Raw genomic sequence first — 26,748 nt, 5'->3', positions numbered from 1 at the left:
CAGTTGGTAGCGTTCGAGCGTCACCGGCGCCGTCCGGTCGGCGCGTAGCGTTTTGTCTTTCCAGGTGCATTCGTGCCCGAGCGCATTGACGAGCCACGGTTGCCCTTCGGTGTCGAGCCAGAGGGGCTCCCAGATCGCGTCGTCGAAGCGCTGCCCGGTGGCCTCGGTGTGCTGCAGCCACAGCGCTTTGGTTTCGTCGAAGGTGAAGTTTCCCAAACGCAGCGATTCGGCTTTGATGTTGAACGCCGAACCCCCGGTGATCACCTCTTGGCCGGGGGTGTGGATGCGGTAGTCGCGCACGTCGCGCACGCCGCACAGGATCACCGATTGCGGAAACGCCCGTGGCCGCTGGGTGTAACCAGCACGCAGTTGCCTGAGGAGCGAAACCAGGGTGTCGCCAACGAGGGCGTCGACTTCGTCCAGGAGCAGCACCACGGGTCGATCCGGGTCGGCCAGGGAAAATTCGGTAAGCCAGCGTTGGAGCCATGTGTGGGGGTCGTCGTTGGCGCGCGCGGCGTGCGCCCATGCTTGACCGCGCGATTCGCCCAGGTAGAGGCGGGCCGCCTCATAGAGCGCAGTGAGTACCGCGCCGATCCCTTCGGCGACGTTGCCACGGGCCGTTTGCGCCACTTCGATGTTGGCGTAGAGCGCGCGGTAGCGCCCTTCGCGGTTGAGGTGATTCATGAGCGCCAACAGGCAGGTGGTTTTGCCGGTTTGTCGTGGCGCGTGCAGCACAAAGTAGCGTTCCTGTGCGATGAGTGCTTCGACTTCCGGGAGATCGATCCGCGCCAAGGGGTCGATCATATAGTGGAGCTCGGGTTTCGATGGGCCCGCGGTGTTGAACGTCTTTTCGCGCGGCATCACGCTGCTTCCCTGACCTGCAACCGCGTTAGCTTAGCACAGCCCCAGCGGCGAACCTATTTCCCTGTGCGCCGGACGCTGCCATGAGGCGAAGGCAAGGGCAAGGCACCGAAATGACGTTGACGTTAACGTCAATTTCGGTAAGATAGTCTCAGTGCACCGCAAAAGCGACCACAAGAGGAGACCCATCATGACCGATCCCCGTATCGCCAAAGCGCTTGCGCCCTATCAGCCCAAGAACCACGTGCGGTTCGTCACTGCGGCGGCGCTCTTCGACGGCCACGACGCGGCGATCAACATCATGCGGCGCTTGTTGCAAAGCACCGGCTGCGAAGTGATCCATTTGGGGCACAACCGCAGTGCCGCCGAGATCGTGCGCGCCGCGCTGCAGGAGGATGTGCAGGGCATCGCGGTGACCAGCTACCAAGGGGGGCATGTCGAGTTCTTCAAATACATGGTCGATCTGCTGCGGCAAAACGGTGGCGAGAAGATCAAGGTTTTCGGCGGCGGTGGCGGGGTGATCGTTCCGCCGGAGATCAAGGAGCTCGAAGCGTACGGTGTCGAGCGGATCTACTCCCCCGAAGACGGCGCCCAGATGGGGTTACAAGGGATGATCAACGACGTGGTCGAGCGTTCCGATTTCGATCTCTCCCACGAAGCGCCGCAGACCTTGCCTGAAATCCTGGAAAAACTCCAAAGCGGCGATTGGCGGACGCTCGCACGCGTGATCACTGCGCTCGAAAATGGCGCCTACCCAGACGCAATCCGGGAAGGGCTCCTTGCGGCGGCGCAAGGGCTCAAAGTGCCAGTGTTGGGGATCACTGGTACCGGAGGGGCGGGCAAGAGTTCGCTCACCGACGAGCTGGTTCGCCGTTTCCGTTTGGATCAGGAAGATGCGCTCAAAATCGCGATCATCTCGATCGACCCGTCGCGCAAGCGCACCGGGGGCGCGCTCTTGGGTGACCGCATCCGCATGAACGCGATCGACCACGAAAACATCTACATGCGTTCGCTCGCCACCCGCGACACCGGTCAAGAAGTGTCGCGGGCGCTCAAAGAGGTGATCGCGGCGACCAAGCTCACCGGTTACGACCTCGTGATCGTCGAAACGTCGGGGATCGGACAGGGCAACGCGGCGATCGTGCCCTACGTCGACTGCTCCCTCTACGTGATGACCCCCGAGTTCGGCGCAGCGAGCCAGCTCGAGAAGATCGACATGCTCGATTTCGCCGATTTCGTCGCGATCAACAAATTCGACCGCAAAGGGGCCGAAGATGCGCTGCGCGACGTCGCGAAACAGTACCAGCGCAACCATCAGCGTTTTTCCGAACCGGTCGATGCGATGCCCGTCTTCGGGACGATGGCAGCGCGCTTCAACGACGACGGGGTTACTGCGCTTTATCAAGCGATGCTGCCGAAATTGATCGAATTGGGGTTGCCCGCGAAAGCCGAAGGGAAATTGCCGCGCGTCTCTGTGCGCCATTCCAGCAAAGGACAAGCGATCATCCCGTCGCACCGCAATCGTTATCTGGCGGAAATTGCGCAAACCGTGCGCGACTACCACGCCCACGTCCGGGAGCAGTCGCGGGTGGCGCGCGAACGACAAGCGCTCAAGATCGCGAAGGCGCTCTTCGAGGCGAGCGGCAAACCGGCCGAGCATTTCGACGAGCTGATCGACTGGAAAGACAGCCAGTTGACTCCACACGCGAAGAAGCTGCTCGAACAGTGGCCGACGCTGAAAAAACTCTACGCGCAGGACGAATACGTCGTCAAGATCCGCGACAAAGAGATTCGCACCCGCCTCTACCACGAATCGCTTTCGGGCAACAAGATCCGCAAGGTAGCGTTGCCTGACTTCGAAGACGACGGCGAGGTGCTCAAATTCCTGATGAAGGAGAACGTCCCCGGGTCGTTCCCATACACCGCCGGGGTGTTCGCGTTCAAGCGCGAAAACGAAGACCCCACCCGGATGTTTGCGGGCGAAGGCGATCCGTTCCGGACCAACCGCCGTTTTCGCAAGCTCACCGAAGGGATGCCCGCGGCGCGGCTGTCCACTGCGTTCGATTCCGTTACGCTCTATGGTTGCGACCCCGACGAACGGCCCGATATCTACGGCAAAATCGGCAATTCGGGTGTCTCGATCGCCACGCTCGACGATATGAAGGTGCTCTACTCCGGGTTCGATCTTTGTGCGCCCAACACCTCGGTGTCGATGACGATCAACGGTCCCGCGCCGATGATCCTAGCGATGTTCTTCAATACCGCGATCGACCAGCAGGTGGACAAATTCCGCGCCGACAACGGTCGTGACCCCACCGAAGAGGAGTATGAAAAGATCAAGGCGTGGGTGCTCTCCACTGTGCGCGGCACGGTCCAGGCCGATATCCTCAAAGAGGATCAGGGGCAGAACACCTGCATCTTCTCCACCGAGTTCGCGTTGAAATTGATGGGCGACATCCAGGAGTACTTCGTCCATCACAACGTGCGCAACTTCTACTCAGTGTCGATTTCGGGCTACCACATCGCGGAAGCAGGCGCCAACCCCATTTCGCAGCTCGCGTTCACGCTCGCCAACGGCTTTACCTACGTCGAATCCTACCTGGCGCGCGGCATGCACATCGACGATTTCGCGCCCAACCTCTCCTTCTTCTTCAGTAACGGGATGGACCCGGAATACACCGTGATCGGGCGGGTGGCGCGTCGCATCTGGGCGATTGCGATGAAGCACAAATATGGCGCGAACGAGCGCAGCCAAAAACTCAAATACCACGTCCAGACCTCGGGGCGGAGTCTCCACGCGCAGGAGATGGCATTCAACGACATTCGCACGACGCTCCAGGCGCTGATTGCGATCTACGACAACTGCAACAGCCTACACACCAACGCCTACGACGAAGCGATCACCACCCCTACCGAAGAGAGTGTGCGGCGGGCGATGGCGATCCAACTCATCATCAACAAAGAGTGGGGGCTGGCGAAGAACGAAAACCCCAACCAAGGCAGCTTCATCATCGAAGAGCTCACCGATCTGGTCGAAGAAGCGGTGTTGCGCGAATTCGAAGCGCTGGCCGAACGGGGGGGCGTGCTCGGCGCGATGGAGACGGGCTACCAACGCAGCAAGATTCAGGAAGAGTCGCTGCACTACGAGCAGAAAAAGCACGACGGGAGTCTACCGATCATCGGGGTCAACACCTTCCGCAACCCGCACGGCGACCCGATCCCCGAAAAGCTGGAACTTGCCCGTTCCACCGAAGAAGAGAAGCAGAGCCAGCTGCGGCGGCTGCGCGAATTTCACGCGCGCCACGCCGCCGAAGCACCGAAGTGGCTGGCGAAGCTCAAGACGGTGGCGATGGAAGGGGGCAACACCTTCGAAGTGTTGATGGACGCGGTGCGCTACTGTTCGTTGGGGCAACTGACGCAGGCGCTCTTCGAAGTGGGCGGACAGTATCGGCGGAATATGTGAGAAGACCCCGTGTGCGGCATTGCCGGTGAGATTCGTTTCGACGGGACGGAACCCAACCTCGACGCGATTGCGCGCATGAACGTGAGCCAGCGCCCGCGCGGCCCCGACGGCGGCGGCGTTTGGGCGCAGCGCAGCATTGCGTTGGGCCATCGCCGCCTCAAGATCATGGATTTTTCGGAGGCGGCGCAGCAGCCGATGATCGACCCTGAGCTGGGGCTTGGGGTCGTCTTCAACGGCGCGATCTACAACCACGAAGCCCTACGGCGGGAGCTTGCGGGGCGCGGCTACCGCTTTTTTTCCCACGGCGACACCGAAGTCCTCCTCAAAGCCTACCACGCGTGGGGGGAAGCCTTTGTCGAGCGGTTACACGGGATGTTTGCGTTCGCGCTCTGGGAGCGCGACAGCGGCCGTGTGGTGCTGGCGCGCGACCGCCTGGGAATCAAGCCCCTTTATACGGCAACGATTCCCGGCGGGTTGCGTTTTGCCTCAACCTTGCCGGCGCTTCTTGCCGCCGGGGGGGTCGATACCGCGATCGACCCGGTGGCGCTGCACTACTACCTCTCGTTTCATACTGTCGTGCCGGCGCCCCACACGATCCTCAAAGGGGTGCGCAAGATTCCCCCCGCTACGGTGGTGACGATCGAGCCCGACGGTCGGGAACGGCGCCGTACCTACTGGCAGCTCGACTGTAGCCGCAGCGCCGAAGAAAAGGCGCGGCCCCTTGCCGAATGGGCCGAAGGGGTGCTCGAGGCGCTGCGCGCGGCGGTGCGGCTGCGGCTCGTTGCCGACGTGCCCGTAGGGGCGCTTCTTTCGGGCGGGGTCGATTCGAGCCTGATCGTGGCGCTGATGGCCGAAGCGGGGGTTGCGCCGCTCAAGACCTACACCATCGGTTTTCCCGACAAAGGTGGGGAGCAGGGCAACGAGTTTGCGTACGCCGAGGTGGTCGCTCGCGCCTTTGGCACCGAGCATGAGCGCATCTTTGTGACCGAAGCGGAACTCCTTGCGCGCTTGCCCGAGGCGATCGCCGCGATGAGCGAGCCGATGATGAGTCACGACTGCATCGCGTTCTATCTTTTGGCAGAGGCGGTGTCGCGCCACAGCAAAGTGGTACAGAGCGGCCAAGGGGCCGACGAACTCTTTGCCGGTTACTTCTGGTACCCGAAATTGGCCACAAGCAGCGATCCGGTTCGCGACTATCTGGCGGTCTTTCGCGATCGCGACTACGAAGAGTATTGCCAGGTGGTGACGCCGCCGTGGCGGGTCGCCGATCTTGCCGAGGCGCTGGTAGCGACCCACTTTGCCCAGCCAGGCGCGGAGACGCCGCTTGACCGGGCGCTTCGTCTCGATGCGACGGTGATGGTGGTGGATGACCCAGTAAAACGGGTCGACAACATGACGATGGCGTGGGGGTTGGAGGCGCGAGTCCCCTTTCTCGACCATACCTTGGTCGAATTTGCCGCGCGCATTCCGCCGCACCATAAGCTCGCGCAAGGGGGCAAAGGGGTACTCAAAGCGGCGGCGCGCAAAATTCTCCCCAGCGAAGTGATCGACCGCCCCAAAGGGTACTTTCCTGTGCCCGCGCTGCAGTATCTGCACGGAGCGATGCTCGATCGCGTGCGCGAGCTGCTCCTTTCGCCTGTGGCGAAGGCGCGCGGGCTTTTTCAGCCTGAATACGTGGCGCAGCTTTTGGCCGAACCGACGCGCCACTACACGCGCTTGCGCGGCGCGAAACTCTGGCAGTTGGGGGTGCTCGAGTGGTGGTTGCAAACCCATCTGCCGTGATCGCGGCGCGCTGTAACAATTGCGTTACATTTCCGCAAAACCGTTGTAACAATCGCGTGCGATGATTCCCTCTGAGCAAATTCCCGAACCGAACGTCGGGAGTGTGGAGGAGACACAACAATGACCATCGTACGCGGCGAAGCAGCCCCTCCGCTGCCTGCCGGGCTGGACACTTTCCCGCGGCTTTTGCGCCACCACGCCGCCGTGCGTGGGGCCAAAGCGGCGATACGGGAAAAAGAGTACGGCATCTGGCAAACCTACACCTGGGCCGACTACTACCGCACCGCGCGCGCGATTGCGTGCGGTCTGGCTGAACTCGGGTTCAAGCGCGGCGACCGGCTCGCGATCATCGGGGACAACCGCCCCAGGCTCTACATGTCGATCGCCGCGTGTCAAATGCTCGGCGGCATTCCGGTGATGCTCTATCAGGACGCGATCGCGGAAGAGATCGCGTTCGTCTTGCAAGACGCCGAAATCAAGGTGGCGATCGTCGAAGACCAGGAGCAGGTGGATAAGCTCCTGGAAACCTTGGCGTCGACCCCTTCGCTCGAGAAGATCGTCTACGATGATCCGCGCGGGATGTTGCACTACGACCAGCCCCAACTGATGGGGCTCGACGAGCTGGTCGCCGCCGGCGAGATCCACGACCGCAACCAACCCGATTTCCTGAACAAGGAGATCGAAAAGGGTTCGACCGACGACGTTTCGGTGATGCTCTACACCTCCGGTACCACGGGCAAACCCAAGGGGGTGTGCCAGACCCACCGCGCGTTCATCTTTGCCGCGAACGGCGGGATCCATTTCGACCGCCTGACCGACCGCGAAGAGATCCTCTCCTACCTGCCGATGGCGTGGGTTGGAGACCACCTCTTTTCGTATGCTCAGTCGCTGGTGGCCGGGTTTGCGATCAACTGTCCGGAATCGTCGGACACCGTGATGACCGACTTGCGCGAAATCGGGCCGACCTACTACTTCGCACCGCCGCGGATCTTCGAGGGGTTGCTCACCCAGGTGATGATCCGAATGGAAGACGCCAGTGCCATCAAACGCAAGCTCTTCGACTACTTCATGGCGGTGGCACGGCGCTGTGGCGCCGAAATTCTGGAGAAGCGTCCGGTATCCCTCAAAGATCGTTTGCTCTACGCGCTGGGCGAAGTGTTGATCTACGGGCCGCTGCGCAACGTCTTGGGGATGTCGCGCATCCGGGTGGCCTATACCGCGGGCGCTGCGATCGGACCGGACCTCTTCAAATTCTTCCGCTCGATCGGGATCAACCTCAAACAGCTCTACGGGCAAACGGAGACGTGCGCCTACGTCTGTTTGCAGCCCGACAGCGAAATCAAGCTCGATGCGGTGGGGCGGCCGGCGCCAGGCGTCGAAATCAAGATCGCCGAGAACGGTGAAATCCGCGTGCGCGGCCCGATGACGCTGCAATCGTACTACCGTCGTCCCGACGCCACCGCCGAGGCGTTCGACGAAGAGGGCTTCTTCATGACCGGCGACGCCGGGTATATCGGTGAAGATGGCCAGTTGCGGATCATCGACCGCGCGAAAGACGTCGGCAAACTCAACGACGGCACCCTCTTTGCGCCCAACTACATCGAGAACAAGCTCAAGTTCTTCCCGCAGATCAAAGAGGCGGTGGCGTTCGGCAACGAACGCGATTACGTCGCGGCGTTCATCAACATCGACCTCGACGCGGTGGGTAACTGGGCGGAACGGCGCGGGTTGGCCTATTCCGGGTATACCGATCTCGCGCAGAAAGCCGAGGTCTATGCGTTGATCGCCGAATGCGTCGCGAAGGTCAATGCCGACCTCGAAACCGACCCGATGATGAAAGGGGCGCGGATCCGCCGCTTCTTGATCCTGCACAAAGAGCTCGATGCCGACGATGGGGAATTGACGCGCACCCGTAAAGTGCGACGGCGGTTCATCGCCGAGAAGTACGCACCGCTCGTTACCGCGCTTTATAGCGACGTAACCGAGCAGTATATCGAGACCGAAGTGAAGTTCGAAGACGGGCGCAGCGGCAAGATTGCCGCAACGGTGCGCATCGCGGACGCGTAATCGGGAGAAGAAGATGGCGCGCACCATCGGCGACGTAATCCTGGATCTGCAGAATATCAGCCTCAGTTTCGGGGGCGTGAAAGCGCTCACCAACATCAGTTTCAACGTCCGGCAGGGGGAGATCCGTTCGATCATCGGGCCCAACGGCGCGGGCAAAAGCTCGATGCTCAACGTGATCAACGGCGTCTACCATCCGCAGGAGGGGCGGATCATCTTCATGGGCAAGGAGCGCCGCAAGATGAACCCGCACGAAGCGGCGGCGCAGGGAATCGCGCGGACGTTCCAGAACATCGCGCTCTTCAAGGGGATGACCGTGCTCGACAACATCATGACGGGCCGTAACCTCATGATGAAGCGCAATTTCCTGTGGAACGCGCTTTATTGGGGTCCCGCGCAGCGCGACGAAATCGCGCACCGCAAACGGGTGGAAGAGATCATCGATTTCCTGGAGATTCAGCACATTCGTAAGGTGCCGGTTGGGCGGCTTCCCTACGGATTGCAAAAACGGGTGGAACTGGCGCGTGCGCTTGCCGCGGAGCCGAAACTCCTTTTGTTGGACGAGCCCATGGCGGGGATGAACGTCGAAGAGAAGCAGGACATGTGCCGCTTCATCCTCGACGTCAATGAGCAGTGGGGGACGACCATCGTCTTGATCGAACACGACATGGGCGTGGTGATGGACATTTCGGATCGTGTCGTCGTGCTCGACTACGGACGTAAGATCGGCGACGGCCTTCCCAACGAAGTGAAGAACGACCCCGAGGTGATCAAAGCCTATCTTGGCGCGGTCTACTGATAGCGGAAGGAGAGAACCGTGACCTTTTTCTTCGAAGTCTTGATTGCGGGCCTGTTGTCCGGGATGCTCTACGCGCTGGTGGCGCTCGGTTTCGTGTTGATCTTCAAAGCTTCCGGCGTCTTCAACTTCGCGCAGGGGGCGATGGTCTATTTCGCGGCGCTTACCTTCGTCGGCGTTGGCGAAAAGCTCCTCCTTTGGCTCGGCTGGGCGCCGGGTTCGTTTGCCTCGTTCCTCGGTTCGTTGCTGGTGACACTCGCGGCGATGGTGGTGCTTGCGATCCTCATCGAGCGCTTCATGCTGCGGGGGTTGGTCAACCAGCCGCTCATCACCCTGTTTATGGCGACGATCGGGCTTACCTTCTTCATCGACGGGCTCGCGCAGCTCGTCTGGGGGTCGAACGTCCGGGGGTTGGACATTGGGATCGCCGATGAGCCGGTGATCTGGCTCCTTGATTCGGCGAACATGCTGGTCTCCAAATTCGACCTCACCGCCGCAGCGATAGCGGCGATCTTGGTTGCGCTCCTCTCGCTCTTTTTCCAATACACCAAGACGGGGCGGGCACTGCGGGCGGTTGCCGACGACCACCAGGCAGCGCTCTCGATTGGGGTGCCGCTTGAGCGCATCTGGGTGATCGTCTGGGTGGCGGCTGGCGTGGTGGCTCTGGTTGCCGGATTGATCTGGGGGGCGCGTAACGGCGTGCAGTACGCCCTCTCCTTCACTGCGCTCAAGGCTCTGCCGGTGCTGATTCTCGGGGGGTTTACTTCGATTCCCGGCGCGATTGTCGGGGGGCTGATCATCGGGGCGTCGGAAAAACTCGCCGAGGTCTACCTTGGCCCCTATGTCGGGGGCGGAATCGATTCGTGGTTCCCCTACATCATGGCGTTGGCGTTCCTGTTGATCCGTCCCGAAGGACTCTTTGGCGAAAAACACATCGACCGGGTGTGAGGAGAGAGACAAATGATTTATCGTGAGGCAGGGCAGTTCAAGGCGAGCTACGAAGCCGACATGCAGATCTTTCCGATCCGACAGGATCGGATCGCGATCGCGGCGATCGTGCTCTTCGCGTTCGTCGGGGTGCCGCTCTTCGCAAGCGAATACTGGTTCCAAGCGATCATCACGCCGGCGCTCATCTTTTCACTTGCGGCACTGGGACTCAACATCCTCACCGGCTACGCGGGGCAGTTGTCGCTCGGTGCGGCGGGGTTCATGGCGGTGGGGGCGTTTGCCACTTATAACTTCATGTTGCGCATCGACGGAATGCCGTTCCTCGTCGCGATGGTTTTGGGTGGCGTGTGCGCGGCGCTCGTGGGTATCGTGTTTGGTCTTCCTTCGCTTCGGATCAAAGGGTTTTACCTGGCGGTGGCGACACTTGCGGCCCAGTTTTTCATCCTCTGGGTGCTGGTGAAATTCCCGTGGTTTTCCAACTACTCCGCTTCCGGCGTAATCACGGCGCAAGAGATCGTCATCCTGGGGTGGACGGTCGATGAGCCGGTCGAGAAATACCTCCTCACGCTGGCGGTGGTGACGGTATTGGCGCTCGCGGCGAAGAACCTGGCGCGGACCCACACCGGTCGCGCGTGGATGGCGGTGCGGGATATGGACGTCGCCGCCGAGGTGATCGGCATCCCGCTGATGAAGACGAAACTGCAGGCTTTTGCGATCAGCTCGTTCTACTGCGGTGTCGCGGGTGCGCTCTACGCCTTCACCTACTTGGGAACGGTCGAACCGGAAGCGTTCAATCTCGACCTGTCGTTCAAGATCCTGTTCATGATCATCATCGGCGGGGTGGGAACGGTGTTGGGGTCGTTCCTGGGGGCCGCGTTCATCACCTTGTTGCCGATCTTTCTCAACCAACTCTTTCACGCGTTGTTCGGGGATTCGTTGCCACCCGCGTTTGCGTCCAACGTCGAGCTGATGATTTTCGGGGGGCTGATCATTTTCTTCTTGATCGTCGAACCGCACGGGTTGGCGCGGCTGTGGCAAATTGGTAAAGAGAAATTGCGGCTATGGCCATTCCCGCACTAAAATGGGTTTTTCGGGTTCAACCCCGCTGGGGTTGGGCATTGTGTGTGTCGGTGGTAAAGGAGACAGAAGATGAAGCGCATGCGCAGCAAATGGAAGAAAAGCGCGATGGTCGCGCTGGCAGTTGCCGGCCTTGTGGGCAGCGGTGTCGGGCAAGCGCTTGCTGCAGAACAGTACATGGGGCTACCCAGCTACCGCGTCGGTGCATACGCCGCAGGGGGTTCTGGAATTTTCGGCGGCTGGATCGACTACATGCAGATGATCAACGAGCGCGACGGCGGGGTGAACGGCGTCAAGCTCGTGTGGGAAGAGTGTGAAACCGAATACAACAACGCGCGTGGCGTCGAGTGCTACGAGCGGTTCAAAGCGAAGGGCAACACCTTCTTCTCGCCGCTTTCCACTGGGATCACCTATTCGGTGCTCGATCGCGTCGCGCAGGACAAGATTCCGCTGGTGACCATCGGCTACGGCCGCTCCGACGCTGCCGATGGTCGAGTCTTCCCGTGGGTTTTCCCGCTCGTGACCCATTACTGGTCGCAAGCTTCGGCGATGATCAACTTCATCGGCAAAGAGAAGCTCGGCTCGATGGATCAGCTCAAAGGCAAGAAGATCGTGCTGCTCTACCACGACTCGGCGTACGGGAAGGAGCCGCACGAAGTGCTGAAAAGGCTGTCGCAGAAGTGGGGCTTTGAGCTCGAGCTGATCCCGGTCGCGCACCCCGGGAACGAGCAGCAGTCGCAGTGGCTCCAAATCCGCCAAATTCGGCCTGACTTCGTGATCCTCTGGGGTTGGGGGGTGATGAACCCGACCGCGCTCTCCACCGCGAAACGGACGGGTTTCCCCATCGACAAGATCATCGGCGTCTGGTGGGCTGGTGCGGAAGAGGACGTGATTCCGGCGGGCAATGCGTCGGCCGGTTACATCGCCGCTGGGTTCAACGCTGTGGGTGACCAGCATCCGGTGATCCAGGACATCAAGAAGTATGTCTATGCCAAAGGGAAAGGCAACCTCGATCCCAAGCGGGTCGGCAGCGTCTACTACAACCGCGGCGTGGTGCACGGCATCATCTACGTGGAAGCGGTGCGTCTGGCTCAAGCGCACTTCAACAAGAAAGGGCAGCCGGTCACGGGCGAAGAGATCCGTTGGGCGCTCGAGCATCTGAACTTCACGCCGGAACGGCTGAAGCAGTTGGGCGCGGAAGGTTTCTTGCCGGTGATGCAGACCTCTTGCATGGATCACGAAGGGGCTGGGGTGGTGAAATTCCAGCAGTGGGACGGCAGCAAGTGGAAGATGATCAGCGACTGGATCGTGCCGGACCGCGTGCTGGTACGCCAGCTCGTGGAAGAGTCGGCTGCGAAGTACGCGCAAGAAAAAGGCATCACGCCGCGTGATTGCAGCAAGGAGGGTTGATGATGAATCACGCCGCGGCCTCGGGTGCTGCGGCGGCGCAGGCCGCCGCAGCACCCTACTTGGTGGTCAATAACGTCGAGGTGATCTACGACCACGTGATCCTGGTGCTCAAAGGGGTGTCGCTCGAGGTGCCCAAAGGCGGTATCGTCGCCCTCTTGGGCGCAAACGGAGCGGGCAAATCGACGACGCTCAAGACCATTTCGAATCTGTTGCGAGCCGAACGGGGTGATGTCACCAAAGGTTCGGTGGAGTTCAGGGGCGAGCGGGTGGACCAGCTCACCCCCAACGAGCTGGTACGCCGCGGCGTGATCCAGGTGATGGAAGGGCGCCACTGTTTTGCGCACCTGACCATCGAGGAAAATTTGCTCACCGGTGCCTATACGCGCAACATCTCGCGTCGCGAGCTCGCCGCAGACCTGGAACGGGTCTATCACTACTTCCCGCGGCTGAAAGAGCGGCGGAAATCGCAAGCGGGCTACACCTCTGGGGGCGAACAGCAGATGTGCGCGATCGGGCGGGCGCTCATGGCGCGGCCGCAACTGATTTTGCTCGACGAGCCGTCGATGGGGTTGGCGCCGCAGATCGTCGAAGAGATTTTCGAGATCGTCCAAGATCTTAACACCAAAGAGCAGGTGAGTTTTCTTTTGGCCGAACAGAACACGATGGTCGCGCTTCGCTACGCACAATTCGGCTACATATTGGAAAACGGTCGGGTGGTGATGGAAGGCACCGCTGAGGCACTGCGCGAAAACGAAGACGTGAAGGAGTTTTACTTGGGGCTTTCCGGTGAAGGCCGCAAAAGTTTTCGCGACGTGAAACACTATCGCCGCCGTAAGCGCTGGTTGGCGTAACAGCAAAGGATCGGTGCGATGACCGCAAACCGCAGCTCCCTCTATTTCGACGACCGGGAAACCTGGGATCCGGAGCAACGCGAACATGACCTCTTTGCGCGCTTGCCCGCGCAATTGGCCCATGCCAAAGCGCACGCGCCCGCGTTTGCCATGGTTCTTGCCGATGTCGACCCGCAGGCGGTCACCGACCGGGCGGCGCTAGCGCAGTTGCCGGTGGTGCGTAAGTCGGAACTGCTGGAGCGGCAGAAGGCGGCCCGCCCCTTTGGCGGATTCGCCGCAGTGCAGTGGGGGCGAGACTGTCTGCGGGTCTTCGCGTCCCCGGGACCGATTTACGAACCCGAAGGGCCGCAGCCCGATTACTACCGGCTGGCGCGCGCCCTTTGGGCAGCCGGGTTCCGTGAAGGGGATTTGGTGCACAACACCTTTGCGTACCACATGACACCCGCGGGCAGCATGATGGAGACCGCGGCGCACGCAATCGGCTGCACCGTCTTTCCGGCTGGAGTCGGACAAACCGAACTGCAGGTACAAGCGATTGCCGACCTGCAGCCCAACGCGTACACGGGTACGCCGTCGTTCCTGCGGATTCTGCGCGAAAAGTGCGAAGCGATGGGCGTGCCATGCACCTTCCGCAAAGCGCTCGTCTCCGGTGAGGCATTCCCGCCCGCGTTGCAACAGGAGCTCGCCGCCGCTGGGGTCGACGCGTACCAAGCATACGCCACCGCCGATATCGGGCTGATCGCGTACGAGACGGCGGCGCGTGCGGGGCTGGTGGTGGGTGAGGATCTCATCGTCGAAATCGTCCGTCCGGGTACGAACGAGCCGGTGCCCGAAGGTGAGGTGGGAGAGGTGGTCGTCACTACGCTCAACCCCACCTATCCGCTGATCCGCTTTGGTACCGGCGATCTCTCTGCAGTCATTCCCGGCCGGTCACCGTGCGGGCGGACCAACATGCGCCTCAAGGGGTGGCTGGGGCGCGCCGACCAGACCGCAAAAATCCGCGGGATGTTCGTCCATCCGGCGCAGGTGCAGCAGGTGGTGCGCCGCTTCCCGGAAATCACCCGTGCGCGGCTGGTCGTCACCAACCCAGACCTCAAAGACGAGATGACACTGCAGTGTGAGACCGCCGGTGCCGTGCCAGACGGCTTGGGGGAACAGGTCGCTGTGGCGCTCAGGGAGATCACCAAATTGCGCGGGTCGGTCGCGTTCGTGGCGGCGGGAACGTTGCCCAACGACGGCAAGGTGATCGACGATCAGCGGCAGTACGAATAGCGGCAAGTCCCGTGTTTTCTCAGTGGCTAACCGGTTGGCGCATCCTCGACCTTTCGCTGCTCCTGCCTGGTCCGTTTGCGTCGCTGCGGCTTGCGCAGATGGGGGCTGAGGTGGTGAAGGTCGAACCGCCCACAGGAGACGACGCGGCGCGGTTGGGTGTGGCAACGGATTCAGCGAATGCACCGCCTTCGTGGTTCTATCGCCTGCTCAACCACGGCAAGACGGTGGTTTCGCTCGACCTCAAAAGCGCCGCCGGGCGCGACGCGTTGCTGGCGGAAGTGGCGAAGAGCGACGCGGTGCTCGAAGGGTTTCGACCCGGAACGTTCGCCCGTTTGGGGCTCACTGCTGAGGCGCTGTGGGCGGTCAATCCGCAACTGGTGATCGTTTCGATTACTGGGTTTGCGAGCGACGGACCGCTTGCCCCCTACGCGGGTCACGACCTTACCTACCAGGCATGGGCCGGGTTGCTCCAATCCCACGGGAACGCCAGCGGATGTACGGAGGCGCCCGCGTGGTCGAACGTGCAGATCGCAGACCTCTTTGCTGGCGCGATGCACGCCGCGCTGGCGCTGGTTGCTGCCGTTTACCATGCGCGCGCGACCGGGAAGGGGTGTCACATCGAAGTCCCGATGTGCGAAACGCTCCTTGCTTCTGCGCCGTTTGCGTTGGCAGAAGCGCTCCAGCCGCCCGCGCAACGGGGCTTACTTCTGGGCGCGGTGCCTTGTTACGCCGTCTATCGCTGTGCTGACGGGCGTTATTTGGCCGTCGGGGCGCTTGAGCCCAAATTTTGGTACCGCTTTTGCGAAGCGCTCGACTACCCGGACTGGGTGCCGCACCAATTCGACCGCAGCGGTGAAACCCACCGCACCGTCGCCGCGGTGATCGCTTCCGAACCGCAAGCGGCGTGGTGCGAGCGGCTGGTGCCGCTCGACTGCTGCGTGGCACCCGTGCTGTCGATCGAGGAGGCCAAAGCGTTTTTCGCTACCCGCTTCGACCCTGTGAACCACTTGCCCCATTTTCCGCTGCGGGCGCGCTCGTGCGCTTCGTAGCCCGCTTCCGTTTCGTGGGTTTCGTGGTGGTTGCTTCGGCGTTTGGTTGATCCGCACCAGTTGTCGCGTGCGCGGACGTGGTAGAAGCGGCGTCGGCACTGGGACCGGTTGCAGCGCTTGCCATCGCCTGGGTGGTGTTGTCCCACCACGCCTTCATCAGCTCGAAGGGGTTAGGAATCGGCGGGGTTTGCGTATCGCCCGTGTCAGTCGTTTGTGGCGCTGCTGCTTTGGCGGCGTGGGCAGACGCAGTTGAGGATGGCGCTGTTGCCTCCGGCGCTGGCGCTTGTTGCCAGTTCTGGTTCATCTCCTGCCACGCGGCTACCGCGGCACGCTGCATTTCGAGCGACTGCCGCATCATCTGCACGCTGGAGAGGTTCATTTGTAACCACCCCTCGACGGTGCGGTATTCACGAATGCGCCGGTCGAGCTCGTCGAGGTCGAGCGTGGGTACCGCAAAACCGGGAAGCGGCAGTGAAGGCGCTTGCTTCATCCACTGTTGCCACCAGGCGAACGGGTCGGTGTGCGCGGCAGTCATGGCGTCTCCTCCTGGGTTGGGTGATAAACCCATTGTAGCAAGGACGCGCGCTCATGTTTGACCCAAAAACCGCCGCAACAGCGCCCAATGCTCCGGATCGTCCACCCAGAGAAGCCCTTGTTGTCGCTCCTCTTCGCTCAGCGGCGCGGGATTCTGCGTCAAGCGCGCCAACCACGCTTTGTGTGCGGCTACCGCCCGGTGGGGGCGTGCCGCGATCCGTTCGGCAGCAGCGCGGGCTACGGTCAATGCGGAACCCGGGGCGACGCTATCGGTGACGACCCCAGCAGCCACCAGCGACGCCGTCGGCAGCAACGCCCCTTCCAACAACATCCGCGCGAGCAGCGCGCGGGGCAGGCGCGGCGCGATCAATTCCATTTCACCTGGATAGACCGCAAAGCCAAGTTGCGCAACCGGTGCGCCGAAACGGGCGTTTTCTGCGGCGACGATCCAGTCACAGAGAAGCGCGATCTCCAGCCCACCACCGACGCACGCACCCTCCACCGCCGCGATCACTGGCTTTGGGCAGTCGCGAATGGCAAGCAACGCCGGACGCACCGCCCCTTCGTGGTACGCTGCGGCGCGGGCTCGGTTGGCGCGCACGATCGGGAATTCGCTGAGGTCGCCGCCTGCGGCGAAATCCCCGTCTGCGCCGGTGATGACAATCGCCCCTACCGCGTCGTCGTTGGCGAGTTCGGCAAAGTGCGCGGCGAGCTGCCGCCACATCGCTTCGTTGATCGCGTTCTTTTTCCTAGGGTGCGCGAGCGTGACGATCGCAACGCCGCACGCGTCACGCTGAAGTATCACGGTGCCGTGCATCGCTAAGGGCTTGCCTGTTCCGGTAGGGGCGCTGCCGCAGGCGCTGCGGGCTCCGTTCGCGCTGCAGCCTGGATCGCGGCGCGACCATGGGTGAGGTGTTCGCGCATCAACCGTTCGCTGGCCGCGCTGTCGCCGGCAAGGAGCGCTTGCAACAACGCACGGTGCTCTCCCAGACTCTGTTCCAGCCGACCACTGCTGAAGAGCGATTGGTGGCGCGAGAGTTTGATCTTCTGGCGCAGGTCTTCGATCGTGGCAAGCAGCCAGCGGTTGTCGGCCAGACGTTGGACTTCACGGTGAAACGCCTGGTTGGCGTCGAAAAAGCCGTCGATGTCTTGCGCGCGAAAGGCCGCTTCGAGCTGTTCGTGCAGTTGCTTCAGGCGCGCTTTGGCTCTTTCGTCGATGCGTTCGGCGGCAAGCCGCGCCGCGTGGCCTTCCAAGAGGATCAACACCGAGAAGATGTCGTCGAGATCTTTGTCGGAAATCTGGGTGACGAACGAACCGCGGCGCGGAGCGAGGGTGACGAGACCCTCTGCGGCCAGCACTTTGAGCGCTTCCCGCACCGGGGTGCGCGAGATGCCCAATTCGGCTGCGATCACTTGTTCGTCGATCCACTGTCCCGGCGCCAATTCATGGCGAAAGATGCGCCGCCGCAGTCGGTCGGCAACTTCTTGATAGAGGGCCTTGCGGGTGATGGGAAGGGTATCGTTCATGTTGGTGTATCTTATCATGCGGTACGTACGGGGAAAGGGTGATGTTGCTCGCTTTTTTCTGGTTGTTTGCCCTTCAGCTGCTGGGTGAGGTCATCGTTCGTCTCCTTCATCTTCCTGTGCCTGGTCCGGTGTTGGGAATGGCGTTTCTGGCTTTGTTGTTCAGCTACCGGGCACGATGGTTCCAGTCGGTCAAACCGGTTGCCGCGGGGCTGCTCTCCCATCTTTCCTTGCTGTTCGTTCCCGCAGGGGTCGGTTTGATGGTGCATGGCGAAATGCTGCTTGCGGTCGGCTGGAAGCTGTTGCTGGTGTTGGTGTTGAGCACGGTTTTTGGTTTGTTGGCGTGCGCGGCGGTCATTCGCGTGGGGACGTATTTTGTGGCGGACGAAAGGAAGCGATGATGCCTGCTGTTATCTCCGATCTCTGGGTCTATCTGGCCGCATCGCCGTTGTCGTGGCTGACCGCGACCTTGGCCGCCTATTTGGTGGCGCTGCGTGTCTCGCGTTTGGCACGGGATCATCCGTTGGCCAATCCCGTTGCGATCGCCGTTTTGTTGTTGATCGCGGTTTTGGCCGCAGTGCAGGTGCCCTACCGCGAATATTTCGCAGGTGCTCAGTTCATCCATTTTCTTTTGGGCCCCGCCACGGTGGCATTGGGCGTTTCGCTTGCAGAGCAGATGCCTTTGTTGCGCCGTCATTGGTTACTCCTCTCTTGTGCCTTGTGTGTTGGGGTGGTCGTGGCAGCGGGAAGTGCACTCGTTTTGGGCGGCTTGTTGGGTCTGGAAGAGGTGGCTTTGGTTTCGCTGGCGCCGAAATCGACGACGAGCCCGGTGGCGATGGCAATTGCCGAATCCTTGGGGGGTATTCCTTCGTTGACTGCTGCGTTGGTGGTCACGACCGGGATCTTGGGTGCGATGATCGGACCGCCGTTGCTCAAACTGAGCGGCGTGAAGGACCCCACGTTTGCGGGGTTTGTCCTGGGTACGGTTGCCCACGGCATCGGTACGGCGCGCGCATTCCAAATCGATGCCCGTATGGGTGCATTCAGTGGGTTGGCCATGGCGTTGGCGACTTTGGCAAATGCCATCATCGTCCCCTGGCTGTGGGCCATCTATCAAATGGTGCGGTGATCATCATAGCGTAATTATGAATTATAATTACCCGTCACGGGCCAAGACCAGGGAGCCAGGAAGATGAAAGCACAGCGCGAGCGGTTGTCGATCGACTTCGAAAACGCGCCCGAATATCCTAAAGTCACCTTTGCGGACTGGGCGAAAGCCGCGGAAAAACAGGTCAAGAAGCAGAACCCGGACGCCGGATTGGACAGTCTCGTGTGGCATACGCCGGAAGGGATAGCGGTGCGACCGCTCTACACGCGCGCTGACCTCGATCGCTTGCCCCATGCCGATACGTTGCCCGGTTTCGAGCCGTTCATCCGCGGGCCGCAGCCGACGATGTACACGGTAAAGCCGTGGACGATCCGGCAGTACGCCGGCTTTTCCACCGCGGAGGAGTCGAACGCGTTCTACAAAAAAGCGCTTGCCGCTGGGGGGCAAGGGATTTCGGTTGCGTTCGACCTGCCGACTCACCGCGGTTACGACTCGGATAATCCGCGCGTCGTGGGGGACGTGGGGAAAGCCGGCGTGGCGATCGATTCGGTCGAGGATATGAAGATCCTTTTCGACGGCATCCCGCTCGACAAGGTGTCGGTTTCGATGACGATGAACGGCGCGGTTCTGCCGATCCTGGCCGGGTACATCGTCGCGGCCGAAGAGCAAGGGGTGCGGCAGGATCAGCTCTCCGGGACGATCCAAAACGACATCCTCAAAGAGTTCATGGTGCGCAACACCTACATCTATCCGCCTGAGCCGTCGATGCGGATCGTCGCGGACATCATCGCTTATACCGCCGAGCACATGCCGAAGTTCAATTCGATTTCGATCTCCGGTTACCACATCCAGGAGGCGGGGGCAGATCAGGCAACGGAGCTCGCTTTCACCCTGGCCGACGGGATGGAGTACGTGCGCGCGGCAGTGTCGCGCGGGCTCGACATCGACCAATTCGCCGGGCGGCTGTCGTTCTTCTTCGCGATCGGAATGAACTTCTATCTGGAGATCGCGAAGCTGCGCGCTGCGCGCTACCTCTGGTGGCGGATCATGAAGGGTTTCGGCGCGAAGCATCCGCGGTCGATGATGTTGCGCACCCACTGTCAGACGTCGGGTTGGTCGCTCACCGCGCAGGATCCGTACAACAACATCATTCGCACCACCATCGAAGCGATGGCAGCAGTCTTCGGCGGCACGCAGTCGCTGCACACCAACGCGCTGGATGAGGCGATCGCGCTGCCCACGGAGTTTTCCGCACGGATCGCGCGCAACACGCAGATCATCTTGCAGGAAGAGACCCACATCACCAACGTGATCGATCCGTGGGGCGGCTCCTACTTCATGGAGTCGCTCACGCAAGAGATGATCGACAAAGCGTGGGCGCTCATCCAAGAGATCGAGGCGATGGGCGGGATGACCGAAGCGGTGGCGTCTGGCTGGGCGAAGATGAAGGTGGAGGAGTGCGCCGCGGCGAAGCAGGCGCGGATCGACGCCGGGCTCGATACCATCGTCGGTGTGAACAAATACCGCTTGGAAAAAGAGGACCATCCGGTCGAAGTGCTCGAAATCGACAACCGCGCGGTGCGGGAAAAGCAGATCGCCCGCTTGCAGCAGTTGCGCGCCACACGCGACAACGCCCAGGTACAGGCGGCGTTGGCAGCGCTCACCGAATGTGCCCGCACGGGCGAAGGAAACCTCTTGGCGCTTGCGGTCGAAGCGGTTCGCGCGCGGGCGACGGTGGGAGAGGTTTCGGATGCGCTCGAGGCGGTGTGGGGGCGGTATCATGCCAACCCACAAGCGGTTTCGGGAGTCTACAGTCAAGTGGCGGAGCAGATGCCGGAGTGGCAGGCATTGCAGCGGGAGATCGAAGCGTTCGTCGCCGAAGAGGGGCGGCGGCCACGCGTGATGATCGCGAAACTGGGGCAAGACGGCCACGACCGCGGCGCCAAAGTGGTGGCGTCTGCGTTTGCCGACCTGGGGTTCGACATCGACATCGGCCCGATGTTCCAAACCCCGGAAGAGGCGGCGCGGCACGCGGTCGAGAACGACGTGCACGCGATCGGGGTCAGTACCCTGGCAGCGGGCCACAAAACGCTCGTGCCTGCGCTCATCGAAGCGCTCAAGGCGCTGGGTGCCGACGATATCGTCGTCTTCGTGGGCGGCGTGATTCCGGAACCCGATTACCCCTTCCTCTATGAGGCCGGGGCGAAAGCGATCTTTGGCCCAGGTACGCCCATTCCGGAGGCGGCAAAGCGGGTGCTCGCGGAAATTCGCGCAGCGCGTGCGTTGGACCGCAGCCGCGACGCGTGATCGGCATGATGCTTTCGGAAACGGCAGCAGTGGCGGCGCAGCCCGTCTCAGTTGCGCAAGCGCTTCGCTCCGATGCCGACCTGAAGCTCTACCACGGCGTGCTGCGCGGAGAATTGCGCGCGCTGGCGAAAACGATCACGTTGATCGAATCGCAGCGCGCAGATCACCGCGAGCGTGCCGAGCAACTGATCCAGGTCTTGCTGCCGCACGCGGGCCATGCGGTGCGGTTGGGCATTTCGGGCGTCCCGGGGGTGGGGAAGTCGACCTTCATCGAAGCGCTGGGTTTGCACCTCATCGACGCGGGGCATCGGGTGGCGGTACTCGCGGTCGACCCCAGCTCCAGCGTTTCGGGCGGTTCGATCCTGGGTGACAAGACCCGGATGGAGCGGCTGAGCCAAGACCCACGGGCATTCATTCGCCCAAGCCCCGCAGGGCAATCGCTGGGGGGCGTTGCGGAGCGCACCCGCGAAGCGATCCTGGTGGTCGAGGCGGCCGGATACGACGTGGTGATCGTCGAAACCGTCGGCGTCGGTCAGAGCGAGACTGCCGTTGCCAACATGACCGACGTCTTTGCGCTCCTGCAATTGCCCAATGCGGGCGACGAATTGCAGGGGATCAAGAAGGGGATCATGGAGCTTGCCGACGTGATCGCCGTGAACAAGGCCGACGTCGACCCGAAAGCGGCAGCGCGCGCGAAAAGCCAACTCGAAGTGGCACTGCACCTGATGCGCCCCACCTACCCCGATTGGCGGGTACCGGTGCTCCTTACTTCGGCACGCACCGGAGAAGGGGTAGCGGAATTTTGGGAGACCGTGATGCGGTTGTGGCAAATGCTCGCCGACGACGGGCGGTTAGCGGCAAAACGACAGCGGCAAGCGCAGGCCTGGTTGTGGGAGGCGATCGACGCCGAACTCAAACGGTGGTTTCGGGCGCATCCCAACGTGCGCGCAGCGCTTCCCGATGTGGAAGTAGCGGTGGCCGCGGGCAGGAGCGCGCCGATTTGGGCGGCGCGCCAATTGCTGGCGGCAGCCGGTATCGATCGAATGAGACAACACAAGGAGTGACGCTTCATGCAAGCGATTCTGGAACAACTGGAAGCGAAGCGCCAACAGGCGCTTCTGGGCGGTGGCGAAAAACGGATCGCCGCGCAACATAAGAAAGGCAAATTGACCGCGCGCGAGCGCCTCACGCTGCTGCTCGATCCTGGCAGCTTCGAAGAGTGGGATATGTTCAAAGAGCACCGGTGCACCGATTTCGGCATGGATGCCGAACATGTGCCGGGCGACGGCGTGGTCACCGGTTACGGCACGATCCACGGGCGGCTCGTGTTTGTCTTCAGCCAAGATTTCACCGTGTACGGCGGTTCGCTTTCGGAGGCGCACGCCGAAAAGATCTGCAAAATCATGGATCAGGCGATGAAAGTGGGCGCGCCGGTGATCGGCCTCAACGATTCGGGCGGGGCGCGCATTCAGGAGGGGGTGGCCTCGTTGGGCGGCTACGCCGAGGTCTTCCAGCGCAACGTGCTTGCGTCTGGCGTCATCCCGCAGATTTCCCTCATCATGGGGCCCTGTGCGGGAGGGGCGGTCTATAGCCCGGCGATGACCGATTTCATCTTCATGGTCAAGGATACTTCCTATATGTTCGTTACCGGCCCTGACGTCGTCAAGACGGTGACCCATGAAGAGGTAACCGCAGAAGAGCTCGGCGGCGCGGTGACCCACACCACCAAATCGGGCGTTGCCGACGCGGCGTTCGAAAACGACATCGAAGCGCTGTTGCAACTGCGCCGCTTTTTCGATTTCCTTCCGCTCAACAACCGCGAAAAAGCGCCGGTACGGACAACGCAGGACGATCCGGAACGGCGCGACGATTCGCTCGACACCTTGGTGCCGGAAAACCCCAACCAGCCCTACGACATGAAAGAGCTCATCGTCAAGGTGGTCGACGAGGGGGACTTCTTCGAGCTGCAGCCCGATTATGCGAAAAACATCATCATCGGCTTTGGCCGCATCAATGGGCAGACGGTTGGCGTAGTGGCGAATCAGCCGATGGTGCTCGCGGGGTGCCTCGACATCAAGAGTTCGATCAAGGCGGCGCGGTTTGTCCGTTTCTGCGACGCATTCCACATCCCGATCGTCACCTTCGTCGACGTACCCGGGTTCCTGCCCGGGACCGCGCAGGAGTATGGCGGCATCATCAAGCACGGCGCGAAACTTCTTTTCGCCTATGCCGAAGCGACGGTGCCCAAGGTGACCGTGATCACTCGCAAAGCCTACGGTGGGGCGTACGACGTGATGGCGTCGAAGCACCTGAGAGGCGACGTGAACCTGGCTTGGCCCACTGCGGAGATCGCGGTGATGGGGCCGAAAGGGGCGGTGGAGATCATCTTCCGTTCCGAGAAAAACGATCCGGAACGGATCGCGGCGCGCGAAGCGGAATACAAAGCGAAATTCGCCAATCCGTTCGTTGCGGCGCACCGCGGCTTCATCGACGACGTGATCATGCCACACGCCACGCGCGCCCGCATCAGCCGGGCGCTCGCGATGCTCGAGACCAAAGTGCTCGAAAACCCGTGGCGCAAACACAATACGATGCCGCTCTAACCGAATTCGGGGGAAGACGATGTTTCGCAAAATCCTCATTGCCAACCGTGGCGAGATCGCTTGCCGCGTGATCAAAACCGCCCGCAAGATGGGCATCCAGACCGTTGCGGTCTATTCCGAAGCCGACGCGCGCGCGCTCCATGTCGAAATGGCCGACGAGGCGGTCTGCATCGGGCCGGCACCGGCGCGGGACTCCTACCTGCGCGCCGAAAAAATCCTTGAAGCGTGCCGGAAAACCGGTGCGGAGGCGGTCCATCCGGGCTACGGCTTTCTTTCCGAAAACGAAGCCTTTGCCGAACTGCTGGAAGCCAACGGCATCGTCTTCATCGGGCCAAAGCCGGCGGCGATCGCTGCGATGGGGGACAAGATCGCGTCGAAAAAACTGGCGCAACAAGCCGGCGTCAACACCATCCCGGGCTATACCGACCCGGTGGCATCGGCAGACGCGGCGGTGGCGATCGCGCGCGAGATCGGCTACCCGGTGATGATCAAAGCCTCAGCCGGTGGCGGTGGCAAAGGGCTGCGGGTGGCCAGGAACGACGACGAATGCCGCGAAGGGTTCGAATCGTGCCGCAACGAAGCGCGCAACGCGTTTGGCGACGACCGCGTCTTCATCGAAAAGTTCGTCGAAGAGCCGCGCCACATCGAAATCCAGGTGCTGGGCGATGCGCACGGGAACATCGTCTATCTCTTCGAACGCGAATGCTCGATCCAGCGCCGCCACCAGAAGGTGGTCGAAGAGGCCCCAAGCCCCTTCGTCACCCCGGAGATGCGCCGCGCGATGGGGGAGCAAGCCGTGGCGCTCGCCCGCGCCGTCGGGTACCAGTCGGCGGGCACCGTCGAGTTCGTGGTCGGCAAGGATCGCTCGTTCTACTTCTTGGAGATGAACACCCGGTTGCAGGTGGAGCACCCGGTCACCGAAATGATCACCGGGCTTGACCTCGTCGAACAGATGATCCGGGTTGCAGCGGGCGAACCGCTCTCGATGCGGCAAGAGGATTTGGCGATTCGCGGCTGGGCGATCGAGTGCCGGATCAACGCCGAAGACCCCTTCCGCGGCTTTCTCCCCTCTACCGGGCGGCTCGTGACGTTCCAGCCACCGGAAGAGGTGCCCGGCGCGGTTCGCGTCGACACCGGCGTCTATGAGGGGGGCGAGATCTCGATGCACTACGACTCGATGATCGCCAAGCTCATCACCCACGGCGCGACACGGGACGAAGCGATCGCCCGGATGCAAGAGGCCCTCGATGGTTTCGTGATCCGCGGCATTGCGTCCAACATTCCGTTTCAGGCAGCGCTCATGCAGCACCCTCGTTTTCGCGCCGGGCGGCTCACCACCGCGTTCATTGCGGAGGAGTTCCCGGACGGCTTCTCTGCCGACGCAGTCCCGCACGAAGACCCGCTGCTCCTCAAGCTCATCTGCGCGGCGCTCACCTACCGCGAAGAAGCGCGCGCCGGTGGGATGCGGCCAGGGCGTCCGGCTGGTGCGTGGTACGAGGTCGCGGCAAGCCAAAACGCTGCGGCGCGCGGTACCCTACGCCCGTATGCTGCGCCACGCCAATATGTGGTATTCGACGAACGCGACGAAGCGCGCCGCGCCGAAGCGGTGAAGGCGGGTGAGGATCCCCGCGCGGCGACTTATGGTACGTCGGCCGAGGTCGAAGCGCTCACACCCAACCGCTACGCGGTCCGTTCCGGCGAACGCAGCGTCGAGATCGACTTCGACCCGAATTGGCGTTTCGGTTTGATTCGCCTGACCGTCACCGTCGCGGACGAAAAGCTGGTGCTTCAGGTCGAGCGGGAGGGGGCCTGGTACCGGGTGCACCACCGCGGCAGTCAACTGCGGGCACTGGTCCTGCCGGCGCATGCCGCACCGCTCTACGCCCACATGCCGGTGAAAGAGGCGCCCGACCTGAGCAAATACCTCCTCTCGCCGATGCCGGGGCTGCTGCGCGAAGTGGCGGTTGCGGTCGGGCAGGCGGTGAAGGCGGGCGAACGGCTCGTGGTGATCGAAGCGATGAAAATGGAGAACATCCTGCGTGCCGAACGTGACGGGGTCGTCAAAGCGATCCACGCTGCGCCGGGCGCGAGCCTTGCGGTCGATGAGATCATTCTCGAGTTCGAATGATCCGCTGCGCGATCGCTGCGGGTGGCAGAACCTCGTCGACCCCGCCCAACGCGATCGCCGCTTTGGGCATGCCGAAAACGACGCAACTTGCTTCGTCTTGGACGATCGTGTGGGCTCCGGCGTCGTGCATCGCTTTGAGCCCAGCGGCGCCGTCGTTGCCCATTCCGGCGAGGAGAATGCCAAGCGCACGGCGGCCAGCGATTTGTGCGGCGGAATGAAAGAGCACATCGATCGAGGGCTTGTGGTAATTGACGGGCGGACCATCGATCACTTCGACGCAGTAGGCATTACCGCACGGTGCTAGACACAGATGGTGGCCGCCGGGGGCGATGAGCACCAGTCCCGGGCGAAGCACGGTGCGGTGGCTTGCCTCAACGACGTCGAGCGCACACAATGTGTCGAGCCGCTGCGCAAAAGAACGGGCTTGAGCAGCTCAACGATTAGTTGCTCAATCTTGCGCGTTATTGTATATTTTGCGCATGTCTCGCAAACTTGTCTCGATTCGCGAAGCCGCTGAAGCGCTGGGCGTTTCGGTGCAAACGCTGCGGCGCTGGGAGCGCGAAGGCAAGCTCCTGCCCGATGAACGCACGGCAGGCGGGCGCAGGCGCTATGACCTTGCGCGGCTGCGTCCTGAGCAGTTTCGTGCGGGTGATGCGCCTCGCCGCACCATCGCCTACGCTCGCGTCTCCAGTCACGACCAGAAGGACGATCTGGAGCGGCAAAAGCAGGTCCTTGAACGCTATTGCGCCCGGCAGGGCTGGACGTTCGAGGTGATTGCCGACCTGGGCTCCGGCATGAACTACCACAAGAAGGGCTTGAAACGCCTGCTGTGTCAACACCGACCACAATTGACCGCTTTTCACCGATTCGAGATGTCCGGTTTTCAACGGAATGCTGCTTGGCTGCCCAGGCCGTAGGTGGTGGGCTACCTGTCTCCTTCTGGTTGGGGTAGGTTGGCCGCTTTGGTCAGG

At 62.0% G+C, this 26,748-nt stretch carries 20 protein-coding genes and 2 pseudogenes; 17 read left to right on the top strand and 5 right to left on the bottom strand.

Annotated elements, in window-relative coordinates:
* Positions 1–861 (bottom strand): AAA family ATPase (locus KUL93_RS09755; protein ID WP_217126862.1); only part of this gene is annotated, 861 nt, incomplete at its 3' end.
* A gap of 190 nt (positions 862–1,051) precedes the next feature.
* Between KUL93_RS09755 and icmF the strand changes: the two genes are divergently transcribed.
* The 10 genes from icmF to KUL93_RS09705 all read left to right on the top strand — a co-directional run bounded on the left by icmF (position 1,052) and on the right by KUL93_RS09705 (position 15,573).
* The gene (gene icmF, locus KUL93_RS09750) at positions 1,052–4,324 is read left to right on the top strand and encodes a fused isobutyryl-CoA mutase/GTPase IcmF (RefSeq protein WP_217126861.1); all 3,273 of its coding nucleotides are present in this window, start codon (positions 1,052–1,054) and stop codon (positions 4,322–4,324) included.
* A 9-nt stretch (positions 4,325–4,333) separates the two neighbouring features.
* On the top strand, positions 4,334–6,106 hold the full coding sequence (locus KUL93_RS09745; RefSeq protein ID WP_217126860.1) for an N-acetylglutaminylglutamine amidotransferase: 1,773 nt from the start codon (positions 4,334–4,336) through the stop codon (positions 6,104–6,106).
* A gap of 120 nt (positions 6,107–6,226) precedes the next feature.
* Positions 6,227–8,173, top strand: coding sequence for an AMP-dependent synthetase/ligase (locus KUL93_RS09740; protein ID WP_217126859.1), 1,947 nt, complete (start codon positions 6,227–6,229; stop codon positions 8,171–8,173).
* Positions 8,174–8,186: 13 nt separating this feature from the next.
* A complete protein-coding gene (locus KUL93_RS09735; protein ID WP_217126858.1) occupies positions 8,187–8,969 on the top strand; it encodes an ABC transporter ATP-binding protein in 783 nt (260 codons plus the stop codon).
* Between the two features lie 18 nt (positions 8,970–8,987).
* Positions 8,988–9,914, top strand: a complete 927-nt coding sequence (locus tag KUL93_RS09730; RefSeq protein ID WP_217126857.1) for a branched-chain amino acid ABC transporter permease — start codon at positions 8,988–8,990, stop codon at positions 9,912–9,914.
* Positions 9,915–9,926: 12 nt separating this feature from the next.
* A complete protein-coding gene (locus KUL93_RS09725; RefSeq protein WP_217126856.1) occupies positions 9,927–10,994 on the top strand; it encodes a branched-chain amino acid ABC transporter permease in 1,068 nt (355 codons plus the stop codon).
* A 69-nt stretch (positions 10,995–11,063) separates the two neighbouring features.
* On the top strand, positions 11,064–12,401 hold the full coding sequence (locus KUL93_RS09720; protein ID WP_217126855.1) for an ABC transporter substrate-binding protein: 1,338 nt from the start codon (positions 11,064–11,066) through the stop codon (positions 12,399–12,401).
* Positions 12,401–13,252 (top strand): ABC transporter ATP-binding protein, encoded by an 852-nt coding sequence (locus tag KUL93_RS09715; protein ID WP_249419409.1) that lies wholly within the window; start codon positions 12,401–12,403, stop codon positions 13,250–13,252. Before KUL93_RS09720 ends, KUL93_RS09715 begins: the two co-directional genes overlap by 1 nt.
* An 18-nt stretch (positions 13,253–13,270) precedes the next feature.
* The gene (locus KUL93_RS09710; protein WP_217126854.1) at positions 13,271–14,524 is read left to right on the top strand and encodes a phenylacetate--CoA ligase family protein; all 1,254 of its coding nucleotides are present in this window, start codon (positions 13,271–13,273) and stop codon (positions 14,522–14,524) included.
* An 11-nt stretch (positions 14,525–14,535) separates the two neighbouring features.
* Complete coding sequence (locus KUL93_RS09705) at positions 14,536–15,573, top strand: CaiB/BaiF CoA transferase family protein (protein ID WP_217126853.1); 1,038 nt, start codon at positions 14,536–14,538, stop codon at positions 15,571–15,573.
* On the opposite strand, the gene KUL93_RS09700 is transcribed toward KUL93_RS09705, so the two are convergent.
* From KUL93_RS09700 to KUL93_RS09690, 3 genes are read right to left on the bottom strand one after another with little or no spacing between them, the layout of a single operon-like run.
* Positions 15,506–16,108 (bottom strand): PhaM family polyhydroxyalkanoate granule multifunctional regulatory protein, encoded by a 603-nt coding sequence (locus KUL93_RS09700; RefSeq protein WP_217126852.1) that lies wholly within the window; start codon positions 16,106–16,108, stop codon positions 15,506–15,508. The two genes, KUL93_RS09705 and KUL93_RS09700, sit on opposite strands and share 68 nt — an antisense overlap.
* 51 nt (positions 16,109–16,159) lie before the next feature.
* The gene (locus tag KUL93_RS09695; RefSeq protein ID WP_217126851.1) at positions 16,160–16,912 is read right to left on the bottom strand and encodes an enoyl-CoA hydratase/isomerase family protein; all 753 of its coding nucleotides are present in this window, start codon (positions 16,910–16,912) and stop codon (positions 16,160–16,162) included.
* Between the two features lie 14 nt (positions 16,913–16,926).
* On the bottom strand, positions 16,927–17,634 hold the full coding sequence (locus tag KUL93_RS09690) for a GntR family transcriptional regulator (RefSeq protein WP_217126850.1): 708 nt from the start codon (positions 17,632–17,634) through the stop codon (positions 16,927–16,929).
* Between the two features lie 41 nt (positions 17,635–17,675).
* On the opposite strand from KUL93_RS09690, the gene KUL93_RS09685 reads away from it, so the two are divergent.
* The 6 genes from KUL93_RS09685 (at position 17,676) to accC (ending at position 25,777) form a co-directional block, all read left to right on the top strand.
* Positions 17,676–18,032, top strand: coding sequence for a CidA/LrgA family protein (locus KUL93_RS09685; RefSeq protein ID WP_217126849.1), 357 nt, complete (start codon positions 17,676–17,678; stop codon positions 18,030–18,032).
* Positions 18,029–18,760: an LrgB family protein gene (locus tag KUL93_RS09680; protein WP_217126848.1), complete on the top strand. Its 732-nt coding sequence runs from the start codon at positions 18,029–18,031 to the stop codon at positions 18,758–18,760. Before KUL93_RS09685 ends, KUL93_RS09680 begins: the two co-directional genes overlap by 4 nt.
* A gap of 63 nt (positions 18,761–18,823) precedes the next feature.
* On the top strand, positions 18,824–21,046 hold the full coding sequence (gene scpA, locus KUL93_RS09675; protein ID WP_217126847.1) for a methylmalonyl-CoA mutase: 2,223 nt from the start codon (positions 18,824–18,826) through the stop codon (positions 21,044–21,046).
* Positions 21,047–21,051: 5 nt separating this feature from the next.
* Positions 21,052–22,110 (top strand): methylmalonyl Co-A mutase-associated GTPase MeaB, encoded by a 1,059-nt coding sequence (gene meaB, locus KUL93_RS09670; protein WP_217126846.1) that lies wholly within the window; start codon positions 21,052–21,054, stop codon positions 22,108–22,110.
* Between the two features lie 6 nt (positions 22,111–22,116).
* Entirely contained in the window at positions 22,117–23,649 is a 1,533-nt protein-coding gene (locus tag KUL93_RS09665) for an acyl-CoA carboxylase subunit beta (protein WP_119334348.1), read from the top strand.
* 19 nt (positions 23,650–23,668) lie between these two features.
* The gene (gene accC, locus KUL93_RS09660) at positions 23,669–25,777 is read left to right on the top strand and encodes an acetyl-CoA carboxylase biotin carboxylase subunit (protein WP_217126845.1); all 2,109 of its coding nucleotides are present in this window, start codon (positions 23,669–23,671) and stop codon (positions 25,775–25,777) included.
* Here the strand turns inward: accC and KUL93_RS09655 are convergent.
* Positions 25,758–26,189, bottom strand: a pseudogene (locus KUL93_RS09655) (CheB methylesterase domain-containing protein); the annotation flags it as partial. The gene accC and the pseudogene KUL93_RS09655 overlap by 20 nt on opposite strands.
* 67 nt (positions 26,190–26,256) lie before the next feature.
* Between KUL93_RS09655 and KUL93_RS09650 the strand changes: the two are divergent.
* Positions 26,257–26,613: pseudogene (locus tag KUL93_RS09650) on the top strand (IS607 family transposase); the annotation flags it as partial.
* Positions 26,614–26,748 lie beyond the last annotated feature (135 nt).

It is taken from the genome of Hydrogenophilus thiooxidans (assembly GCF_019049855.1).
In the GTDB taxonomy this organism is placed as follows: Bacteria; Pseudomonadota; Gammaproteobacteria; order Burkholderiales; family Rhodocyclaceae; genus Hydrogenophilus; species Hydrogenophilus thiooxidans.
Note: the sequence above shows the minus strand (reverse complement) of the source record. Positions and strands in the feature narration are given on the sequence as shown.

Bases quoted from the DNA above. Each gene is read 5' to 3' on its own strand.
- icmF (WP_217126861.1), top strand. From the start codon at position 1,052: ATGACCGATCCCCGTATCGCCAAAGCGCTTGCGCCCTATCAGCCCAAG.
- KUL93_RS09740 (WP_217126859.1), top strand. From the start codon at position 6,227: ATGACCATCGTACGCGGCGAAGCAGCCCCTCCGCTGCCTGCCGGGCTG.
- KUL93_RS09735 (WP_217126858.1), top strand. From the start codon at position 8,187: ATGGCGCGCACCATCGGCGACGTAATCCTGGATCTGCAGAATATCAGC.
- KUL93_RS09725 (WP_217126856.1), top strand. From the start codon at position 9,927: ATGATTTATCGTGAGGCAGGGCAGTTCAAGGCGAGCTACGAAGCCGAC.
- KUL93_RS09720 (WP_217126855.1), top strand. From the start codon at position 11,064: ATGAAGCGCATGCGCAGCAAATGGAAGAAAAGCGCGATGGTCGCGCTG.
- KUL93_RS09715 (WP_249419409.1), top strand. From the start codon at position 12,401: ATGATGAATCACGCCGCGGCCTCGGGTGCTGCGGCGGCGCAGGCCGCC.
- KUL93_RS09710 (WP_217126854.1), top strand. From the start codon at position 13,271: ATGACCGCAAACCGCAGCTCCCTCTATTTCGACGACCGGGAAACCTGG.
- KUL93_RS09700 (WP_217126852.1), bottom strand. From the start codon at position 16,108: ATGACTGCCGCGCACACCGACCCGTTCGCCTGGTGGCAACAGTGGATG.
- KUL93_RS09690 (WP_217126850.1), bottom strand. From the start codon at position 17,634: ATGAACGATACCCTTCCCATCACCCGCAAGGCCCTCTATCAAGAAGTT.
- KUL93_RS09685 (WP_217126849.1), top strand. From the start codon at position 17,676: ATGTTGCTCGCTTTTTTCTGGTTGTTTGCCCTTCAGCTGCTGGGTGAG.
- KUL93_RS09680 (WP_217126848.1), top strand. From the start codon at position 18,029: ATGATGCCTGCTGTTATCTCCGATCTCTGGGTCTATCTGGCCGCATCG.
- scpA (WP_217126847.1), top strand. From the start codon at position 18,824: ATGAAAGCACAGCGCGAGCGGTTGTCGATCGACTTCGAAAACGCGCCC.
- meaB (WP_217126846.1), top strand. From the start codon at position 21,052: ATGATGCTTTCGGAAACGGCAGCAGTGGCGGCGCAGCCCGTCTCAGTT.
- KUL93_RS09665 (WP_119334348.1), top strand. From the start codon at position 22,117: ATGCAAGCGATTCTGGAACAACTGGAAGCGAAGCGCCAACAGGCGCTT.
- accC (WP_217126845.1), top strand. From the start codon at position 23,669: ATGTTTCGCAAAATCCTCATTGCCAACCGTGGCGAGATCGCTTGCCGC.